17 protein-coding genes and 1 tRNA gene are annotated in these 19,627 nt (G+C 38.2%); 9 read left to right on the plus strand and 9 right to left on the minus strand.

Annotation, left to right across the window (positions count from 1 at the left end; translation table 11 throughout):
- Nucleotides 1-413: 413 nt before the first annotated feature.
- The 3 genes from J5A56_RS11625 to J5A56_RS11635 form a co-directional block, all read right to left on the minus strand.
- Nucleotides 414-800 (minus strand): hypothetical protein, encoded by a 387-nt coding sequence (locus J5A56_RS11625; RefSeq protein ID WP_021671025.1) that lies wholly within the window; start codon nt 798-800, stop codon nt 414-416.
- A 15-nt stretch (nt 801-815) separates the two neighbouring features.
- Nucleotides 816-1,724: a dihydroorotate dehydrogenase gene (locus J5A56_RS11630; protein WP_021671026.1), complete on the minus strand. Its 909-nt coding sequence runs from the start codon at nt 1,722-1,724 to the stop codon at nt 816-818.
- Between the two features lie 115 nt (nt 1,725-1,839).
- Nucleotides 1,840-2,616, minus strand: coding sequence for a dihydroorotate dehydrogenase electron transfer subunit (locus tag J5A56_RS11635; protein ID WP_021671027.1), 777 nt, complete (start codon nt 2,614-2,616; stop codon nt 1,840-1,842).
- Nucleotides 2,617-3,312: 696 nt separating this feature from the next.
- Here J5A56_RS11635 and J5A56_RS11640 point away from each other — a divergent pair.
- Entirely contained in the window at nt 3,313-4,722 is a 1,410-nt protein-coding gene (locus J5A56_RS11640) for a hypothetical protein (RefSeq protein ID WP_021671028.1), read from the plus strand.
- Nucleotides 4,723-5,334: 612 nt separating this feature from the next.
- On the opposite strand, the gene J5A56_RS11645 is transcribed toward J5A56_RS11640, so the two are convergent.
- Together J5A56_RS11645 and holA are read right to left on the minus strand one after the other, a co-directional pair.
- Nucleotides 5,335-5,805: a helix-turn-helix domain-containing protein gene (locus J5A56_RS11645; protein WP_021671029.1), complete on the minus strand. Its 471-nt coding sequence runs from the start codon at nt 5,803-5,805 to the stop codon at nt 5,335-5,337.
- 837 nt (nt 5,806-6,642) lie between these two features.
- Entirely contained in the window at nt 6,643-7,668 is a 1,026-nt protein-coding gene (gene holA / locus J5A56_RS11650) for a DNA polymerase III subunit delta (RefSeq protein WP_021671030.1), read from the minus strand.
- Nucleotides 7,669-7,890: 222 nt separating this feature from the next.
- Here holA and J5A56_RS11655 point away from each other — a divergent pair, with 222 nt between their 5' ends.
- From J5A56_RS11655 to J5A56_RS11665, 3 genes are all read left to right on the plus strand, one after another.
- Nucleotides 7,891-8,340, plus strand: a complete 450-nt coding sequence (locus tag J5A56_RS11655) for a type I restriction enzyme HsdR N-terminal domain-containing protein (RefSeq protein WP_021671031.1) — start codon at nt 7,891-7,893, stop codon at nt 8,338-8,340.
- A gap of 139 nt (nt 8,341-8,479) precedes the next feature.
- A complete protein-coding gene (locus J5A56_RS11660; protein ID WP_021671032.1) occupies nt 8,480-9,298 on the plus strand; it encodes a DnaJ domain-containing protein in 819 nt (272 codons plus the stop codon).
- A 218-nt stretch (nt 9,299-9,516) separates the two neighbouring features.
- Nucleotides 9,517-10,263, plus strand: coding sequence for a peptidylprolyl isomerase (locus J5A56_RS11665; RefSeq protein WP_021671033.1), 747 nt, complete (start codon nt 9,517-9,519; stop codon nt 10,261-10,263).
- A 106-nt stretch (nt 10,264-10,369) separates the two neighbouring features.
- Here the strand turns inward: J5A56_RS11665 and J5A56_RS11670 are convergent, their stop codons facing one another.
- The 3 genes from J5A56_RS11670 to J5A56_RS11680 form a co-directional block, all read right to left on the minus strand.
- Nucleotides 10,370-10,711, minus strand: a complete 342-nt coding sequence (locus tag J5A56_RS11670; protein WP_021671034.1) for a TM2 domain-containing protein — start codon at nt 10,709-10,711, stop codon at nt 10,370-10,372.
- A gap of 63 nt (nt 10,712-10,774) precedes the next feature.
- On the minus strand, nt 10,775-11,155 hold the full coding sequence (locus J5A56_RS11675; RefSeq protein WP_349251577.1) for a DUF2752 domain-containing protein: 381 nt from the start codon (nt 11,153-11,155) through the stop codon (nt 10,775-10,777).
- Nucleotides 11,156-11,158: 3 nt separating this feature from the next.
- Nucleotides 11,159-11,437, minus strand: coding sequence for a CD225/dispanin family protein (locus J5A56_RS11680; protein ID WP_036918956.1), 279 nt, complete (start codon nt 11,435-11,437; stop codon nt 11,159-11,161).
- A gap of 832 nt (nt 11,438-12,269) precedes the next feature.
- Between J5A56_RS11680 and J5A56_RS11685 the strand changes: the two genes are divergently transcribed.
- Nucleotides 12,270-13,367: an agmatine deiminase family protein gene (locus J5A56_RS11685; protein WP_036918948.1), complete on the plus strand. Its 1,098-nt coding sequence runs from the start codon at nt 12,270-12,272 to the stop codon at nt 13,365-13,367.
- A 48-nt stretch (nt 13,368-13,415) separates the two neighbouring features.
- Nucleotides 13,416-14,300 carry a carbon-nitrogen hydrolase gene (locus J5A56_RS11690; RefSeq protein ID WP_021671038.1) on the plus strand — a complete coding sequence of 295 codons (885 nt, stop codon included), beginning with the start codon at nt 13,416-13,418 and terminating at the stop codon, nt 14,298-14,300.
- A gap of 496 nt (nt 14,301-14,796) precedes the next feature.
- Here the strand turns inward: J5A56_RS11690 and asnA are convergent, their stop codons facing one another.
- Nucleotides 14,797-15,834, minus strand: a complete 1,038-nt coding sequence (gene asnA, locus J5A56_RS11695) for an aspartate--ammonia ligase (RefSeq protein ID WP_021671040.1) — start codon at nt 15,832-15,834, stop codon at nt 14,797-14,799.
- A 384-nt stretch (nt 15,835-16,218) separates the two neighbouring features.
- Here asnA and J5A56_RS11700 point away from each other — a divergent pair.
- The 3 genes from J5A56_RS11700 (at nt 16,219) to pepT (ending at nt 19,580) form a co-directional block, all read left to right on the plus strand.
- Nucleotides 16,219-16,292: transfer RNA gene (locus J5A56_RS11700), tRNA-Arg, on the plus strand.
- Between the two features lie 722 nt (nt 16,293-17,014).
- A complete protein-coding gene (locus J5A56_RS11705; protein ID WP_021672683.1) occupies nt 17,015-18,181 on the plus strand; it encodes a dicarboxylate/amino acid:cation symporter in 1,167 nt (388 codons plus the stop codon).
- Nucleotides 18,182-18,356: 175 nt separating this feature from the next.
- Nucleotides 18,357-19,580, plus strand: coding sequence for a peptidase T (gene pepT, locus J5A56_RS11710; protein WP_021672684.1), 1,224 nt, complete (start codon nt 18,357-18,359; stop codon nt 19,578-19,580).
- The last annotated feature ends 47 nt before the right edge of the window (nt 19,581-19,627 follow it).

Below are 19,627 nucleotides of genomic sequence, written 5' to 3' on the forward strand. Positions count from 1 at the left end.
AAAACCGAATGAATGATGTTACACTATTTACCCGCCCATCAATCGACGGCGAATTAAGACAAAACTTTGTAATGTTTTTTCACAGACTACTTCTTATTTGATGCTTAATTTGCTTCGAAAAGATGCCTAATTAGCTTGCAAAAGATGCTCTTTTGAGATCTTACTAACGCCCTTTTGAACGCTTACTAAGCACCTTTTCTTGCACAGATTTATAACTAACTGATATAATAACAGTTACAAGCATCCTAAAAATAACTATTTATATGCCTTTATTGAAGGATAAGAAGCCTTAAAGATGTAAATATTTTTCCAAACAGGAAACAAAAAAGAAGTGCCGACATCACTCTCTTAAAAGAGGAAAACGATGTCGGCACTTCCCTATTAATCAAAATACTGAATTCATAAAATCTTGATTATTCTACAAAGTTAATGAGCAGCAATAACAATATATTAGGAATAATCATCCAAGCAAAGAAAACAAACCAAAGCGTAGGCGGACTATCATAAATAGATCCCCGATAATGAGTCATTACACGACTATGATGTCCTCGCACCTGATATATATAATATACAATGATATACGATAAAAGTATAGGTACACTGATTACAGTTTTTTCTTTCCATCCAGTAAAATGAAGCAGTGTGATATTCAGCAAATTTAAGCAATACCCCAAAAGGAACATAATCCCTAAAGGTATTAGTAACACTCCATCAATACTACGACGCCCTGGGAAAAGCTGATGTAACCGCTCTCCAACAAAGTAAACCAAGTCGAAAAAATAAAACTTTCTCTTACCCATTCTTGCTTTAAAAGTCTATACAAGACAGTTGATGATTTCCGTAACCGACTTACAGCCATGACGGTCAAGCCAGTCATTAATACCATCACGCACCTTTATCGTAACCTGTGGGTCAATGAAATTCGCTGTTCCTATCTGAATTGCTGTTGCTCCTGCCATGAGGAATTCAATAGCATCTTCAGCAGTAGAAATACCACCCAAACCGATAATAGGTATCTTAACAGCCTTTGCAACATCATTAACCATTCGGACAGCTACAGGCTTTACAGCTGGTCCACTCAATCCTCCCGTACGAATACTCAACTTCGGACGACGATGCTCAATATCAATCGCCATTCCCATCAACGTGTTAATCAGTGATACCGAGTCAGCACCTTCATCTTCGCAGGCACGTGCAATGCTGGCAACGTCTGTGACATTAGGTGAAAGCTTCACAATCATCGTCTTGTGATAATGCTGGCGCACAGCCTTCACGATAGAAGCAGCACCAGAACAGGTGACACCGAACGACATACCGCCTTCCTTCACGTTTGGGCAAGAGATATTCACTTCAATCGCAGGAATACTCTCCAATGCATCGAGTTTCTCAGCAGTCTCTGCATAAGATTCAGGCGAATTTCCGCTCACATTGACTATCATATTGGTATCGATATCCTTTATCTGAGGATAGATATGCTCGATAAAATAATCTACACCCTTATTCTGTAAGCCTACGCAATTAAGCATACCCTGAGGTGTTTCTACCATACGAGGATAGTCATTTCCCTCACGTGGTTCCAATGTTGTTCCCTTAACGATGATACCTCCAATTTCTTCCAATGGTACAAAGTCGGCAAACTCTAAACCATAACCAAAGGTACCGCTGGCAGTCATCACTGGATTCTTGAGATGTAAGTCATTTATCTTTACACTTAAATCAGCCATATTATAATCATCTATTTTTACAAAATTATGTGGTATTAGCTTCTTTCACCTATTAGAATTACGCATCTATTCCGTCTTCTATAAGGAGACTAAGTCCCTACCACTTCTTTCTGATTTATTCTCCCCACATCAACCTACGTGTATCGAAGACAGGACCTTCTGTACATACGCAGAGATTTCCCTCTGTTGTTTTCTCTACACAACACAGACAAGCACCGACACCGCAAGCCATCATATTCTCTAACGATGCCTCACAAGGAATAGATGCTCGGTGAGCATAACGTGCCACAGCCATCATCATTGGCTTAGGACCACAGGTTGAAATACGATCAAAACGCTCTGTGGACAGGATAGAGTGATTTGTGACAAACCCTTTCTCACCTGCAGAACCATCCTCTGTAGTGATACATACCTTTCCATACTTCTCGAAAAGCGATACCTCTGCTAAGTCGGCTGCTGTACGAGCGCCCAACAAAAAGACAGGCGAACCACCAGCCTCCTTTATCTGCTTACCGAAATAAAGCAACGGAGCAACGCCTACACCACCGCCTACAAGCAATACACGTTCTGACGGACTTGCCAAAGGGGCAAACGTATTACCCAAAGGAAGAACACAGTTTAACCTATCGCCTTCACGTAGACGTGCAAGCGTACGCGTACCTTCTCCTACAGGTGCAACAAGCAGCCACAACTCATTACACTCTTTATCAACAAAATTAATAGAAATAGGACGGCGAAGAAAGGTAGAAGGCGAGCCGTCCACTCTCACCTCTACAAACTGACCGGGCAGCATCTCTGGAAGCGGTTTCTCATCTGTCAGCTTAATAAGGACATTCCTTACATTGACACGCTCTACGGAAGATACCTTCAAGTCGAGGACATACTTCTTCATCTTTGCTTTGCTTTTTAAAACTATGCAAATATAGATAAAATATCCCGATTATAAACTGATTGAAGAAAAAAACAGAGAGAAATCCTTTCAAAACGAGTAATGCCCATAAACATCTATCGCATTAATAATACAATTAACACCTTTATATATAATCAGAAAGAGACTATCTTACGCTTTTCAGTCTATGTGTTATAACCCAGCACATAATGTGTTAGTTCCTAACACACGTGGTGTTTATGATTAGCACTATTCGTGCTAAGGGATAAATATCTCAGAATATAACCCTAAAAGGCAAGCTATTTATTGTCATAAATAGGGTTGTATAACTAAAAACAAGTCTTATCAAAACTCGCCTCCACAAAAGCAGACTGTCTATAAGGGTACAATATATATAACCATTGCAATAGATTGATGATAAATTACTTATCTGAATGTCCGATTGACAATTAGACTTATCAGCTATCAAACAACTCTATTACTGTAAATATTCTTCCAAAAGAAGGTAAGATTATCGGATTTTCTTTGTACTTTTGCCATGTTGGTTGCATAGTTAACACTTTTATTTCCAACAATAAGTCAAGTGAATTCTGCAGCACGACTGACACTTAGGCAACATTTTGTTACTCAAGTACTTGTATTAATACTTAAATCAGAACATTACAAAATCAAGGACTACGCCTGGTAAAACATAAATTTATGAAAAAAATAGATATAACCTACGAGTTAGAAGATTTCTACCATCATTTAAACGAAGCTACTATAGACAGAACCATCTTTTCAGCAAAATTCGGTGATGGCAAAACAGAGTTCCTAAAACAATTCAAGGAAAAATACCAAGATAAATACGACTTCTATACTCTGTACCCTGTCAACTATCAGATTGCTCCAAACGAACAAATAATGGAGTACATAAAAAGAGACCTGCTATTCCAACTGCTTCTCAACGAAAAAATCAAACCAGGTATAGAGATTCCTAACCCTATCGCATTCCAATGGTACCTCTGTAATAATACGTTTGACATTATACGAGACTGTATGAAATTTGCTCCATCACTCATTGGCACAATGGCGCAATACCAAGTGGTATTAGAGGGCGTAACAGCACTTGCAGAAACAATCATCAAACAATATCAGAAATTTAAGGATTTCAAAGAAGAAATCAACAATAATAGTTTTCAAGAAGGGGTGAACTATATTGGGCGTTTCAATAACGAGGCTGGTAGTATCTATGAATTAGACCCTATCAGCTGGCTCATTGCTAAAAGCATTACTGCTGAGAAAAGAAAAACACCCGTCCTCATCATAGAGGATCTTGACCGTATTGACCCTGCACACTTGTTCAGAATACTTAATATATTCTCTTCCCACATAGACAGACAATATCTATTAAGTGACCAAAACATAATAGAAGATGACGAAGAGAAGTCTTTAGACCAACTTCCGAATAAATTTGGGTTTAAGAAAATCATTTTTATCATGGATGCAGAAGCAACTGCGGCTATTTACGAGAAGTTCTATGGGAATTATAATTATAAGGGATACATTAGTAAATTTATCTCCAAACGTATTTTTGAATATTCGATAACAAAAGCTGCACAAACAAGATTGAATGAACATTTCTATCATGAATGTGGAATAGGTGCAAATACTGTATTTGATGCGTTAAGAAACGTGAGAGTCAATTTAGACTTATCTGTAAGAGACATTGTAAGAGTACTCGATGATTTTACAGATTCCTATAGAAGAGAAGAAGTGATAAAAAAAGAAGTACCATTTTTATCGGACACACCAGTTGTTAGATTCATTGCAATATTAAGCAGATTGGGACTAAATAAACAGCAGATACCAAAGGTTATCAAAGAAATACCACTAAACTCAATGATCATAAGTTTCTTGGACTGTTTTGCTTTAGATGAAAATTCTATTCAAGCATATAATTATTTGCGATATAATGGACGAACATATCAAATAGGATATACTGAGGATAACGGAGTTCTACATCTAATAGATTTAAACCATATAAATGATGAAAATATAAAAAATATCGAGTACGCAGAAATAGACATTGATGCTGCCATTGCCAAAGCATTAAGATATGTAAACTAACAAGAGAGACTTAAAACATGATAGGCATAAGTATGAAACGAAATTGAACAAGATACTCTATATATGACTAAAAAGAGTAAGAAAAGAGACGATAAGATACTATGTAATTGCTTTATCAAGTTTAAGTAAATAGTCCGCTTCCAACATACGATTCCCTAGAATTACACTTTCCTGTCACTACTGTCATCCAAAGAGAGAATATAACTAATTAGTTTATAAGGAATTTGTGCTAAATGTTAAAATGACAGCAAACTAAATCAAAAATAGTTTTTTTGGTAAACGATTAAATTAAAGTCTATCGTAGCACATCCAAACTCTGGATAGACATGATAAAAAAGTAAGAACCCAGTAATATTAATAAGAGAAAAGACCTTTGTGGGCTTAAAGTTCGTTTGCATGCTATAAACACCTATTTCTTTATAGTAAGAGCAAATACATCAAAATTGAAACAAAGGCTTGTAAGAAAGACTACATAGATTCTTATAGAATAATGTACGCTACTTAGAAATTGTTTTAAGAGATAACTAATGTAACTTTGCACTCGGAAGTTAACGAATACGTTTACAAACTCCGAGTGCTATTCTTTGAATATCATTTTCGCATTCCGAAGACTTACTTCTTTGGTACAAAAGTCTCCCATGTTTGGTCATCAAAGAAGATACGAATCTCGGTGATACGACGTTGTGGTTTGTCAATATATTTTATCTCTGTTCGAGCTGGCGTTTTATAGCTATTATCATTATAAGGTGAACTTACTTGTTCGGCTTCAGCCTGCGATGGGGAGGTAGAATAAGAGAAATCAAGTGCGCCTTCAGAATTACCAGGACGCATCATGTCGGTTTCTGCATTAGAAGAATTAGACTCAACCCCCTGATCTTTAAACATAGGTCCTTGTCCATACATAAGCCAGTCAAGATTAATCTTAGTAAACTTACTACGAATTGCCTCAACAGTATTTAGAGTCGGTTTTGTTCTTCCCGTAAAAATACTACTGAGCGATGCAGATGAGATTCCTATGAAATCTGAGAAGGTTTGTTGAGTCATGTGCTGACTCTCCATAAGCTGTCTGATTCGATCTTTCATATTAAATTTCTATCGTTCGTTTTCAAATAGAGGTGTTTTTAGGGCAATTTGCCACTTCTATAACTCTTTTACAAAGGTAAACAAAAGATTTTAGACATCAAAATTATGAGACGAAAAGATTTCATTTGTATATCTAACTTTTTATATTTACATTTTACAATTATAAAGTAATTAAAGTGTGCATTCCTAATATACATTTACAAATCAATATATACGTACCTATACGATATAAAATAAATAAATAAACAAAAATACCTAAACCACTGGCTATAATACATATTATTGAGCATATACAAACCTAAAAAGTGGAAATATACGGTTTATAAGGCTTTAAAAGGTAAACAAAGCTATTAAAACAACATTGATTTATAATAACTATCTGATTTACAGTAATATAACAACACAATTAATCATGTGTATAAAAATACATTTATGTTTGCAAAGCTATAAAACCACATTTAATAATACAAATATGAACTTGTGTGAGCATTTATTTATTATTAAACAATCACCTTTTATCAACAAACATAAATCAAGATAGCAACATTTTTAAATATCAGATTTACAATATAAAACCATAACATATGTGAAAGATAAATCGTTTCTCCAAGAAAAGAACCATTTTTTGCATGCTTCAAGTATTTACGAACAAGGGGAAAGAAGGCGAAAAATACGCAAAAAATGAAGGAGCTAAAATGAGCTAACTCCCCTAATACTCAATAGAAAACATGAAAAAAGCACCCTTTTTAGAGTGCTTCTTTTAGCTTAAAATAGCGTTATTTTTGATTGAAAAGGGTCATTTTTCTGCTTGAAAAAGCATAAAAACCCATCATTTTTTTAATGAAGAATGAAGAAAATCAGCTCTTTCATCAAATCTCCTGCACCAGTATTAGGATTATCCAATCCTTTACTCTTTCCATCGATATCTCGAATCTTAGAAATAATATCCATCGTTTTGCGTGCAGAATAGTTCTTTTGTCCAATCACAAACTCTTTTGCTCCCCATATGCTTCGTAAATCTAAAGCTGCTGCTATATCTTTTTCTGTGTTTTTCTGAGGCGCGTAATGAACAATCATCAGACTTTGAAAATAAGAAAAGAGCAAAGGAAGGAAAGAATAAAGTGAACCAGCTTTGGGATTATTGTCAAAATATTTCACAATCTGATTTGCCTTAAAACAGTCTTTCTGAACAATTGCATTCCTAAGTTCAAACGCATTGAAATCTTTACTTACTCCAATCTCCTTTTCCACGACTTCTGGTGTTACCATAAGATTGTCTGCCGGGAGCGAAATAAGAACCTTATCAAGTTCTGAAGTAAGACGACTGAGATCTGCCCCAATATGATCAGCTATAATCTGACACGATTTAGGGTCGATACTAACTTTTCTTTCTTTTAAGTAACTTTGGATAAAATCAGGGAGCTGATAGTCGCGCAACTTCTTACTTTCAAAAACGACACCTACAGATTGTGCTAATCCAAGCGTCTTCTTACGTGCATCAATTTTCCCATTTTTATGGCACCATACAAGGATGGTTGATTTTACGGGATTTTTGAGATACTTATCCAATGCTTCTAAAGAGCGTATATTCTGTGCTTCTTTGACGATTATCACTTGATGTTCAGCCATCATTGGATAGCGTCTTGCCATATCAGCTACTTGAACAGCTGTTACGTCTGATCCGAAGCAGATGGTTTCATTAAAATCCCGTTCTTCTGGAGAAAGAACATGTTCCGCTATATAATCAGAAATCTGGTCTATATAATAAGATTCTTCACCCATCAGCATATAGATGGGAGCAAACTTCTTATTCTTCAGATCCTGCATTATACTCTGAAATGTTGATCCTTGCTTTGCTGGCATTTACTTTTTTATTAACTTTGCATTATAGATAAACCATATACACAGACAAGAAGAGCGAGACTATATGTCCATCTTAACAACTAATCTGTTGAAAGGAACACGTCTTCTAATATCTTGCTGTTCGGTCTGTCATGCAAAGTTAGTAGAAAAGAGATAGAAAACAAAATTTTCATTTGACTTTCGCCTTCACTTTACACCATTTATATATAATGATATTTAGTTATGATACAGCTTAACCTTCCTCCTTACCAAATAAGAATAAAAGAGGTAAACGGACGGAAGCAGATTTTTGATATTCTTCGCAGGAAATACATAGCACTCACTCCAGAGGAATGGGTGCGTCAACACTTTATACACTTCCTTATTGAACACAAGCATTACCCTGCTTCCCTCCTCGCTAATGAGGTTCCGTTGCAGGTGGGTGAAAAGAAAGTTCGTGCAGACAGTGTACTATACGACAATCAGCTTCGACCAAGGATGATTATAGAGTACAAAGCTCCAACAATACCCCTAACACAGAAAGTGTTTGACCAGATATCTGTTTACAACCTCCTACTCCATGTTGATTATCTCGTTGTATCGAATGGATTAGGGTCGTATATCTGCAAAATGGATTATGAACAACAATCATACACATTCCTTGAGAGTCTTCCTGATTATCAAAACATCTGACAATACTAATGATTTAACCCCCAATGATAGCATAATTAAACTTGACAATCAGTAAGACAAGACACTTTGGCATTATCTTTGTCTATAAGTCAGAAGTGTAACGATAAAGAGAATTTATTTCATATAAACAGAAGAAGATATGGCAATTGCAAAATGGATAGGTGGCGCATTAGGTTGGATTCTTAGCGGAAACATGTTAGGGGCTTTGGCAGGTTTTTGCGTTGGATCAATGCTTGACGAGGCAATCACTGGAAATAAAAACAACACTTTTGGTGGTGATAATCAAGATGAATTTGGTGAACAAAATCACTTTGGGGGTTCTCGTGCTTTTGAAGAAGATCGCAACTCCTTTTTGTTTGCAATGCTTGTTCTGTCATCTTACATCATAAAGGCAGATGGCAAGATAATGCACTCCGAGATGGAGTATGTACGTCTGTTTCTTCGTCAGAACTTCGGTGAACAGGCAGTAAGACAAGGCGAATCCATTCTACTGAAGTTATTTGAATTACAAAAGCAACAAGGACCTTACCAATTCAAAGAAACAATCCGTAAGAGTTGCGTTGAGATACGCTTTCACACAAGTGTTAGTCAACGACTACAATTGCTTAATTACCTTGTAATAATAGCAAAAGTTGATGGATCAGTAAGCCCAGAAGAAGTTATTGCCTTAAAAGAAATTGCCCAATATATTGGACTTTCTGAGCAAGATGTAGAGTCTATGCTCAACTTAGAAAGTGGAGCAAAAGCAAGTAGCAACATTGAAGATGCTTATAAGGTGTTAGGCATATCTCCATCAGCAACTGACGATGAAGTCAAGGCTGCTTACCGCAAGATGGCTTTAAAACATCATCCAGACCGCGTATCTTCACTGGGAGATGACATTAGAAAAGCAGCTGAGAAGAAGTTCCAAGAGATTAATGATGCCAAAGAGAGAATCTATAAGGCAAGAGGACTATAGTTAGTAAACGAGTTTATAGTTTACAAGTTTTTACAAGTAAACAAGTTTGTAGTTGACAAGTGAATAAGTTTTTGCTGGTAAATAAACGAGTTTTTGTTGACAAACAAACGAATTATTGTTGACAAATTGGATACAGATTATTGCTTACCAATTAAATTGAAAAGACCCCGTCTAAAATATCATTTATCATCGTTACAAAAGAAACAAACATAAGTAATATGGCAACAAAACTTAAAATAAAAACAACTGAAGGTGATATCATCATTCGCCTTTATGATGAGACTCCAAAACATCGTGATAACTTTTTAAAGCTTGCAAAGGAAGGGTATTTCAATGGTACGCTCTTCCACCGAGTAATAAAGGACTTTATGATACAAGGTGGTGATCCAGATAGTAAGAATGCTCCAAAGGGTAAGATGTTAGGTACAGGTGGACCTGATTATACCATTCCTGCTGAGTTTGTGTATCCACAATACTTCCACAAACGTGGTGCCCTGAGTGGTGCCCGCACTGGTGATGAAGTTAACCCCAATAAAGAGAGCAGCGGTAGTCAGTTCTACATCGTATGGGGAAAGACCTACAAGCCTGCTGAACTAAAGCAAATGGAGCGTCAGATGGCGATGCAACAGGAACAACAAGTTTTCAATCAGCTAACAAAAGAAAATCACGAGGAGATAATGAACTTAAGGCGTAATCGTGACCGTGTTGGCTTGCAGACGCTGCAAGAAAAACTTATAGAACAAACTAAGACGATCTGTAAGGAACAAGGTAAACCAACCTTTACAGAAGAACAGATAGAGGCTTACACTACTGTTGGTGGTACTCCTTTCCTTGACAATCAATACACTGTCTTCGGAGAAGTTGAAAAGGGTCTCGAAATTGTTGAACGTATCCAAAACTGTGATACAGACCGCAATGACCGTCCAACAGAAGATATTATGATTGAGGCTATAGACTTATTATAAGCTCTCTTTATCAAAGCTTAAAAATAAAATCCTTGTATAGTTATTTCCACCAAGAAGTAACTACACAAGAGTTTTTGATATTCTAACCGAATAGAACTATTCTATCTTAACGAAGATAGTATGACAGAAGTTCTAAGTTCTTCTGCTTAGTAGCATCCATTATCAAAAAGATGTCTATAAGCCACCAAATACCACAACCACCACCTGTTAGCAGCTTACCAATACCTAAACCAACATCACCAATATAGAAGCGATCTACACCAAATGTTCCAACAAATACTGATAAGAGGATTGATAACAAAGGGTCTTTCATTTGGGTAAGAAGAGTCATTATCTCCGCCTCTCTCAATTCTGAGTTCTCCAATCTTGTACGGACACTCGAGATACTTTCCATAGGGATCTTTGATGAAAGCATCATCAATATATGATTCACTTTGTCTGATTCCATAATGATTACCTTAGATTTAACTATTTATATACAGATATCACGTATCCATAAAAGCCTTATCCACTACAAATTTAGGATATTTCTTACAACAAACCAAATAAAAAAAAGAATTATATACAACCATATAAGGCGCTTATCTTCTATTACCTTTGTCAGATTATCCTTAGTCTTTCCTTTCGGTAGTAACGCACGGACTCCAAAAGATAAGATATATGGTCCAGAAAATAGAAGAAAATAATTATAATGGATTGCATCTAAAAAATGTCCTTGCAATAAGGTGTGCAATGCACGTTGAATACCACAACCAGGACATTGTAACCCTGTTACAAGCTTTAATGGGCACTTAGGTGTCCACAAACTTGCAACAGGGTCATATAAATAATATATTGTCAATAGGATTACTCCTAAACAGAGTAACCCTGAAAGTTTTATACTACGTTTCAATGATTAATTAAATCCAGACAATGCACTCAGTGCCGCCAAACCACCAAAGAAAACAAGGTAGAGGATAGAAACAATTGCACCTGCAACAATACCAATAATGCTCCATTTCTTTGCATCATTAGCAGCCAAAGCAGCCTCTTCGTATTGTTTCATCATATAAAGTTCATTCACCTTCATAGCGCGAATGATTGCATAAATACCTGCTGGCAAACAGCAACATACAGTTGTGAAAATCGCAAGAGCCAAATTGTTATTTGGCTTAGGAGTATTCATTTCTTCCATAACTTTTTTTGAGCCGACTCCCCATAGCATTATTTTTTGTTTATTAATTAAACCACATTGCTACTACGGTGGGGAAGTCTTAGGTGACACCTCTTCACAAATGGATTATTGTTTTTAGTTTATTACTTAACCGAGAACAAATTTAAGTAATTTAGATTAAATATACAAGCTAAAGAAAAACTTTTCGTTCTGTCATAAACAAAAACATCATAATTTAAACAAATATAACATCTAAGAAATGCTACGAAAAAGAAAAAAAGGAACTCCTATAAACAAAAATCGGATCAGAATCTTTATGACTCTAACCCGATCTCTCTTTTATATTCTCTCAATTATTTTTCTTAACTACATAATTGCGTAAGAACCAGTGTGTCTATGTTTATGCCAAACAATTTACACGACCAAAATTATATTCTTTAATGACATCTGTCATATAATGAAACATCTTACGCATAACACTCATATTCTTTACTTTCTCTTTCATAATGTTTCCTTTCTTCTGTTGAGTTATACAATCTTTTACCTGTGTTTATTGAGACTGAAGCCCATTCTTTTGCTACCTCTTTTTGTTATCCTTAATGAGGTGCTTTTGTATTGTTTTGTGTTTGCAAAGTTAGCACACTTTCCAAAATAACACAAAGAAAACTCACTCTTAAATCGCTTTTTTAATCACTAATTGACTTTCATCAAAACTATTGATTCGTATCAATCGAATGAATTGATTCATATCAAAGCAACTACTCCACCCTATCAACTTCCTCAAAACGAAGATATTATGATAAAAAAGAATGGGAAAGACGAGTATCACATTTTCTTTTCTTACCTTTGCACTATGAATACTAATAGATATAACGGATTCAGACTACCTGCTGAGTGGGAACCACAAAGTTGCGTTATGTTGATATGGCCACACGAGGATACCGACTGGCGGCCTTATCTGAAAGAGATTACAGAAGTTTATCTCCAGATGGCGAATGCAATCACACAATATGAGACCTTACTTATTACGGCTCGTGATACCGAAGGCGTACGCGCTTTGTTAGCTGAGAGGCTGACTGACGAGCAAATGAGAAAAGTAACGCTCTTCACGTGTGATTACAATGACACATGGGCACGAGACGTGGCTCCGATTTCACTCGTGTCAGACAAAGAACCCAAAGGTAGCTTTCAACCACTCCATCTACTCGACTTCTGTTTCAATGGCTGGGGCGAAAAGTTTGAAGCTGGAAAAGATAACAAAATCAACCGCCAACTTTATGAGGCAGGACTCCTCCAAGGAGCTTTAGAGAACCATAAGGACTTTGTGTTAGAAGGTGGTTCGATAGAGAGCGATGGAGACTGTACACTCTTCACGACAACAGGTTGCCTGATGGCACCACATCGTAACCAACCGCTCACACAGGAGGATTTAGACAAACGACTGCGCCTACTCTTTCCAAATGTAGAACGAGTTGTGTGGCTCGATTATGGTCAGTTAGCAGGTGACGACACTGACGGACATATCGACACTATTGTGCGTATCGCTCCCAACAACACCTTATTATATATAGCGTGTGACGACAAAGACGATGAGCATTACGAGGATTTCCGACTTTTAGAGGAACAGCTCAAGCAACTCCGCACACTCGAAGGTAAACCTTACCGCTTACTTCGTCTGCCGATGCCCGATGCTATCTATGATGATGATGAGCGTCTGCCAGCGACACATGCCAACTTCCTTATCATCAACGGAGCTGTGCTTGTACCAACCTACAACCAGCCAGCAAAAGATAAAGCGGCATTGGATACAATCCAAGCAGCATTCCCTGATCGTGACATCATTGCTATTGACAGTCGTACTATCATAAGACAGCATGGTTCAATACACTGTCTTACCATGCAGTTGCCACAAATCAACCGCCTCACCCGAACTAATGAGGGCAGTATATAACATTAGAACACAGAACAATAAACATAAACAAGGCAAACACCTTATATTATGAGAGAACTGAAAATTGGTTTTCTGCAGCAACATAATGTTGTAGATATAAAAAACAATATAGAGCGACTGGCTGAGGGTATTACAGACTTGGCACAACGTGGTGCGGAGCTTGTTATCCTACAAGAGTTGCACAACTCACTTTACTTCTGCCAGACAGAAGACGTAAACAAGTTTGACTTAGCCGAGACAATCCCAGGTCCATCTACTGGTTTTTATGGCGAATTAGCACGCGGATTAGGTATTGTCATTGTAACATCTCTCTTTGAGAAGCGTGCACCTGGACTTTACCATAACACAGCCGTGGTCATAGAGAAAGATGGCAGTATTGCGGGTAAATATCGCAAGATGCACATTCCAGACGACCCAGCTTACTATGAGAAGTTCTACTTCACACCAGGTGACCTCGGTTTCCACCCGATTGACACAAGCGTAGGACGTCTTGGTGTACTCGTCTGCTGGGACCAGTGGTATCCGGAGGCAGCCCGCCTGATGGCTTTACAGGGCGCAGAGATGCTCATCTATCCAACTGCAATTGGTTATGAGAGTAGTGACACAGACGAGGAAAAACAACGCCAACGTGAAGCGTGGACTACCGTAATGCGTGGTCATGCTGTTGCCAATGGTCTGCCTGTAATAGCCGTCAATCGCGTCGGTCATGAACCTGACCCAAGCGAGCAAACGCAAGGTATACAATTCTGGGGTAGCAGTTTCGTTGCCGGACCGCAAGGCGAACTACTTTATCGTGCTTGTGACAACGATGAAGAAAGCGTTATCCTCAACATCAACCTTGACCACAGCGAGAATGTTCGTCGTTGGTGGCCTTTCTTGCGCGACAGAAGAATTGACGAGTACGGAGAGATAACAAAAAGGTTTATTGATTAAAAACCTCCCCTAACCCCTCCAAAGGAGGGGAAGTCCCCCTACCCCTCTCATGAACCAATGGTCATTGACCGAAGGGAAGTAATGGAAGAGGGTGTCTTAACGGAATAAGAGATTCTCTCTTTATTAATGATTACTGCTTGATAGGAGTTAAACAACACCTCCTTCCATACGAAATATGATAATAAGTAGAGTCTATCCAATAAGATATTAGAACTTAATATGCCATCCGCACCATTGGTGCTTACCATGCGCACCACACGTGCTGAGCACCAACACATAGGCTGGATATGGATTGAGCGTTGCATTGTAATACTCAAAGAGCCATACAAAACTCGTTCTTAGAGTTTGGTATGGCTATTTTTTCTTTACCAACATAATTACCCTCTTATAACAGTCGCTGTTGGATTGATATTCTTTCCCTACAAAACTAATATTCTCCCATTACTTCCCTTCGGTCAGTAACACTGGTTTAGGAGAGAAGTCGAACGGTGAGACTTTAGATTAACGGCATTCCCGCCTCTTCACATGCTCTTCTCATTTCATCTGGCCAGATACTTGCTTGTATCTCACCGATATGCGCTTTGTGCAACATTATCATACAAAGGCGGCTTTGACCGATACCACCACCAATACACAATGGTAATTTGTCTGAGAGCAACTGCTGATGGAAATAAAGCTGTTCGCGCTCTTCTTGCTTCTCTATTGTCAACTGTCGAAGCAAAACCGTCTTATCCACACGGATACCCATAGAAGAGAGTTCAATACTACGACCTAAGATAGGATACCAAACGAGGATATCTCCATTCAACCCCATCTTACCATCTTCTGCCACCGTAGACCAGTCATCGTAATCAGCAGCACGCCCATCGTGCTTCTCGCCATTACTTAACCGGCACCCTATGCCTTCAATAAACACGGCACCATACTCTTTACAAATCGCATCTTCGCGTTCTTTTGCTGTCATTGTAGGATACATATCCAACAGGTCTTGTGCATGAATAAAATGAATCGACTGTGGAAGGAAAGGTTTCAGCTGAGGATAAGACTCACAAGTAAGAAACTCTGTGCGGAGAATAGCTGCATAGATTCGTCGAACAACATTCTCTAAAAAAATACGTGTTCTGTCGTTTTCGGTGATGACAGCCTCCCAGTCCCACTGGTCAACATAAAGTGAGTGAAGATTATCCAGCTCCTCGTCAGCACGAATCGCATTCATATCGGTATAGATACCATAACCTGGTTGAATAGCATATTCAGCTAACGTTAGTCGCTTCCACTTTGCCAGCGAGTGTACAACTTCAGCCTCAGCTTCTCCTAAGTCCTTGATTGGAAAAGAAACAGGGCGCTCAACACCATTCAAATCATCATTAATACCTAAACCTTTCAGTACGAACAGCGGTGCCGTAACACGACTTAAACGTAGTTCGGTAGCTAAATTTTGTTGGAAGAATTCTTTTATCAGTTTGATTCCTTGCTCAGTCTGGCGTTTGCCAAGTACTGCTTTATATCCTTCTGGTTTTATCAGTTGGCTCATTATATTTTCTTTCTATTGATTTTTTTATTAATTATCTTTATTGCTCACAAAGGTATATATTAATTATCAAACTGAAAAACAATAACTAACACAATACTGCAAAATAACAGATTTCATCTACGTTTTACAACATTATGACAATTTAGAGAAGAGCCTTGGTTTATTAAGCTTATTTTTCTTTTCTGCTGATAAGAAGTTTTCCCCATCAGAAACTTCTCTCATTGCATATAGAGTTCATTAACACATAACAGATGTAAAAACGACCTTAGATGAAAGATATTAGTCAGCTTGCGAAACATTACTTCTATACCAGAAACTTTAACAAGAATGTTTACTGTTCGTTTGGAGTTATGCAAACTTTAATGTATCTTTGCACAGTCATTAGGCTCCGTAGCTTAGCTGAATAGAGCGTCAGATTCCGGTTCTGAAGGTCTTGGGTTTGAATCCCAACGGAGTCACTAAAAGTGATGAACACCTTGATTACATTTAGCTGAATGAGGTCAGAAAAATGTTCTGAAGGTCTTGGGTTTGAATCCCAACGGAGTCACTAAAAGTGATGAATACCTTGATTACATTTAGCTGAATGAGGTCAGAAAAATGTTCTGAAGGTCTTGGGTTTGAATCCCAACGGAGTCACTAAAAGTGATGAACACCTTGGTTACATTTAGCTGAATGAGGTCAGAAAAATGTTCTAAAGGTCTTGGGTTTGAATCCCAACGGAGTCACTAAAAGTGATGAACACCTTGATTACATTTAGCTGAATGAGGTCAGAAAAATGTTCTGAAGGTCTTGGGTTTGAATCCCAACGGAGTCACTAAAAGTGATGAATACCTTGATTACATTTAGCTGAATGAGGTCAGAAAAATGTTCTGAAGGTCTTGGGTTTGAATCCCAACGGAGTCACTAAAAGTGATGAACACCTTGGTTACATTTAGCTGAATGAGGTCAGAAAAATGTTCTAAAGGTCTTGGGTTTGAATCCCAACGGAGTCACTAAAAGTGATGAACACCTTGATTACATTTAGCTGAATGAGGTCAGAAAAATGTTCTGAAGGTCTCAGAGAAAGAAAGAATAAGAATCACAGATTGTAACAAAGGATGTATGGTTGTTTGCTATTCATCCTTTTTTTGTTCAACCGAGTTAGCTTAAATATTGATTAATCCATCACAAAATTAAAAGTATGCAGAAGAAAAACAGAATTGGTCTACTCCCACGCGTTATCATCGCAATACTGCTTGGATTGTTTCTTGGCTATTATCTCCCAGACCCAGCAGTAAGAGCGTTTCTGACTTTTAACAGTATCTTCAGTCAGTTCCTCGGCTTTATGATACCACTGATCATCATTGGGCTGGTAACCCCTGCTATTGCAGGAATTGGCAAAGGAGCTGGCAAGTTACTGATAGTTACCGTAATCATTGCCTACGTTGATACTATCTTAGCAGGTGGATTGTCATACGGAGCAGGTACGTGGCTCTTCCCATCTATGATTGCCTCTACAGGAGGAAGTATGCCACAAATTGATAAAGCTACCGAACTGGCACCTTATTTTACAATCAATATCCCTGCTATGGTTGACGTAATGAGCAGTTTGGTATTCTCATTCATTGCAGGGCTGAGTATTGCACACTATGGTTTGCGCACTATGGAGAACCTCTTTAATGAGTTTAAAACCATAATTGAGAAGGTTATTGAGAAGGCTATTATCCCTCTCCTACCGCTTTACATCTTTGGTGTATTCCTTAGCATGACCCATAATGGGCAGGCAAGACAGGTGCTTTTAGTATTCTCACAGATAATCATTGTCATCCTCGTTCTGCATGTGCTCATCCTTATCTATGAATTCTGCATTGCAGGTGCTATCGTTAAGCGCAATCCTTTCAGACTACTCTGGAATATGTTGCCCGCTTATCTGACAGCATTAGGTACAAGTTCATCCGCAGCAACAATCCCTGTAACGCTGAAGCAGACAGAAAAGAACAATGTAAACAATGAGGTGGCTGGCTTTGTTGTACCTCTTTGTGCTACTATCCATCTTAGCGGAAGTGCTATGAAGATTACGGCTTGTGCATTGACTATCTGTCTATTGACAGGCTTACCACACGACCCAGGGTTATTCATTTACTTTATTCTTATGCTCTCTATCATTATGGTAGCAGCCCCTGGCGTCCCTGGTGGTGCGATTATGGCAGCCTTAGCTCCACTATCAAGCATCTTAGGATTTAACCAAGAGGAACAGGCTTTGATGATAGCATTGTACATTGCAATGGATAGTTTTGGTACTGCTTGCAACGTGACTGGTGATGGAGCTATTGCCATTGTTATTAATAAATTCTTTGGTAAGAAATAGTTAATTCACTTGTAAAAGTGCTTAACTCATCAGCTTAATAAGAAATCCTAAAAAGAGACAGCAAAGCCTCTTTCATTAGGCTTTATCAAAATTAAATAGTATCTTTGCAGATGACAGGCTGCAATTAGCAGCATTGAACACGCAAAAAAACATACAATAAAATATCCGTAACATCATGGAAATAGTAGAAAGATTTATTAACTACACCAAGTTTGACACACAGTCAGCTGAAGACTCAGAGACAGTGCCAAGTACATCGAAACAACTTATCTTTGCAAAATACCTCAAGGAGGAACTTGAACGTGAAGGGCTGAAAGATGTTGAAATGGACGAGATGGGCTATATCTATGCCACTCTCCCTGCAAACACTAAGAAGAAGATTCCAACAATAGGTTTCATTTCTCATTATGACACTGCACTTGATGCAAGTGGAGCGAATGTCAATGCCCGTATCGTAAAGAATTACGATGGTGGTGACATACAGTTGAATCCTAATATGGTTAGCTCACCTCGAATGTTTCCTGAGCTTTTAGAGCATAAGGGAGAAGACCTCATCGTAACAGATGGCACGACTCTTTTGGGTGCAGATGATAAGGCAGGTATAGCTGAAATCGTACAGGCTATGTGCTTCCTCCGCGATCATGACGAGATAAAGCATGGTGATATTCGTATCGCTTTCAACCCAGACGAAGAGATTGGTATGGGAGCTCATCACTTCGATGTTGAGAAGTTCGGTTGTGAATGGGGTTATACCATTGATGGTGGCGATCTTGGAGAGCTTGAATATGAGAACTTCAACGCTGCTGGTGCCAAAGTTCTTATCCATGGTGTAAGCGTTCATACAGGTTATGCTAAGGGTAAGATGATCAACGCAAGTCGTTTAGCATGTGAATTCAATAATATGATTCCTGCAACAGAGATACCTGAAGAGACTGAAGGGTATCAAGGATTCTATCACCTTACCAGTATAGAAAGCCGCTGTGAGGAAGCAAAGCTCAGCTATATTATTCGTGATCATGATCGTGAACACTTTGAAGATCGTAAACGTTTCATGGAGAACTGCGTGAAGCAGATGAATGAAAAGTACGGTGAAGGAACTGTTGAGTTGAAGATGAACGACCAGTACTATAACATGAAAGAGAAAATCGATCCTAACATGCACGTTATCGAGTTAGTTCTCCGTGCTATGCATCAAGCAAACGTCGCTCCAAAGGTGCAGCCTATTCGTGGCGGTACAGATGGTGCACAACTATCTTTCAAGGGTCTTCCTTGCCCTAACATCTTTGCTGGTGGCGTAAACTTCCATGGACCTTACGAGTTTGTTTCAGTCCAGGTAATGGAAAAAGCCATGCAGGTTATCATTAATATCTGTCGACTTACGGAAGAGTTTAATGATTGATGTTTGATAATTAAGTAGTTAAAGATATGCCGTAGGAGTTAAGCCAA

Origin of the sequence: Prevotella melaninogenica (assembly GCF_018128065.1) — a bacterium.
GTDB lineage: Bacteria > Bacteroidota > Bacteroidia > Bacteroidales > Bacteroidaceae > Prevotella.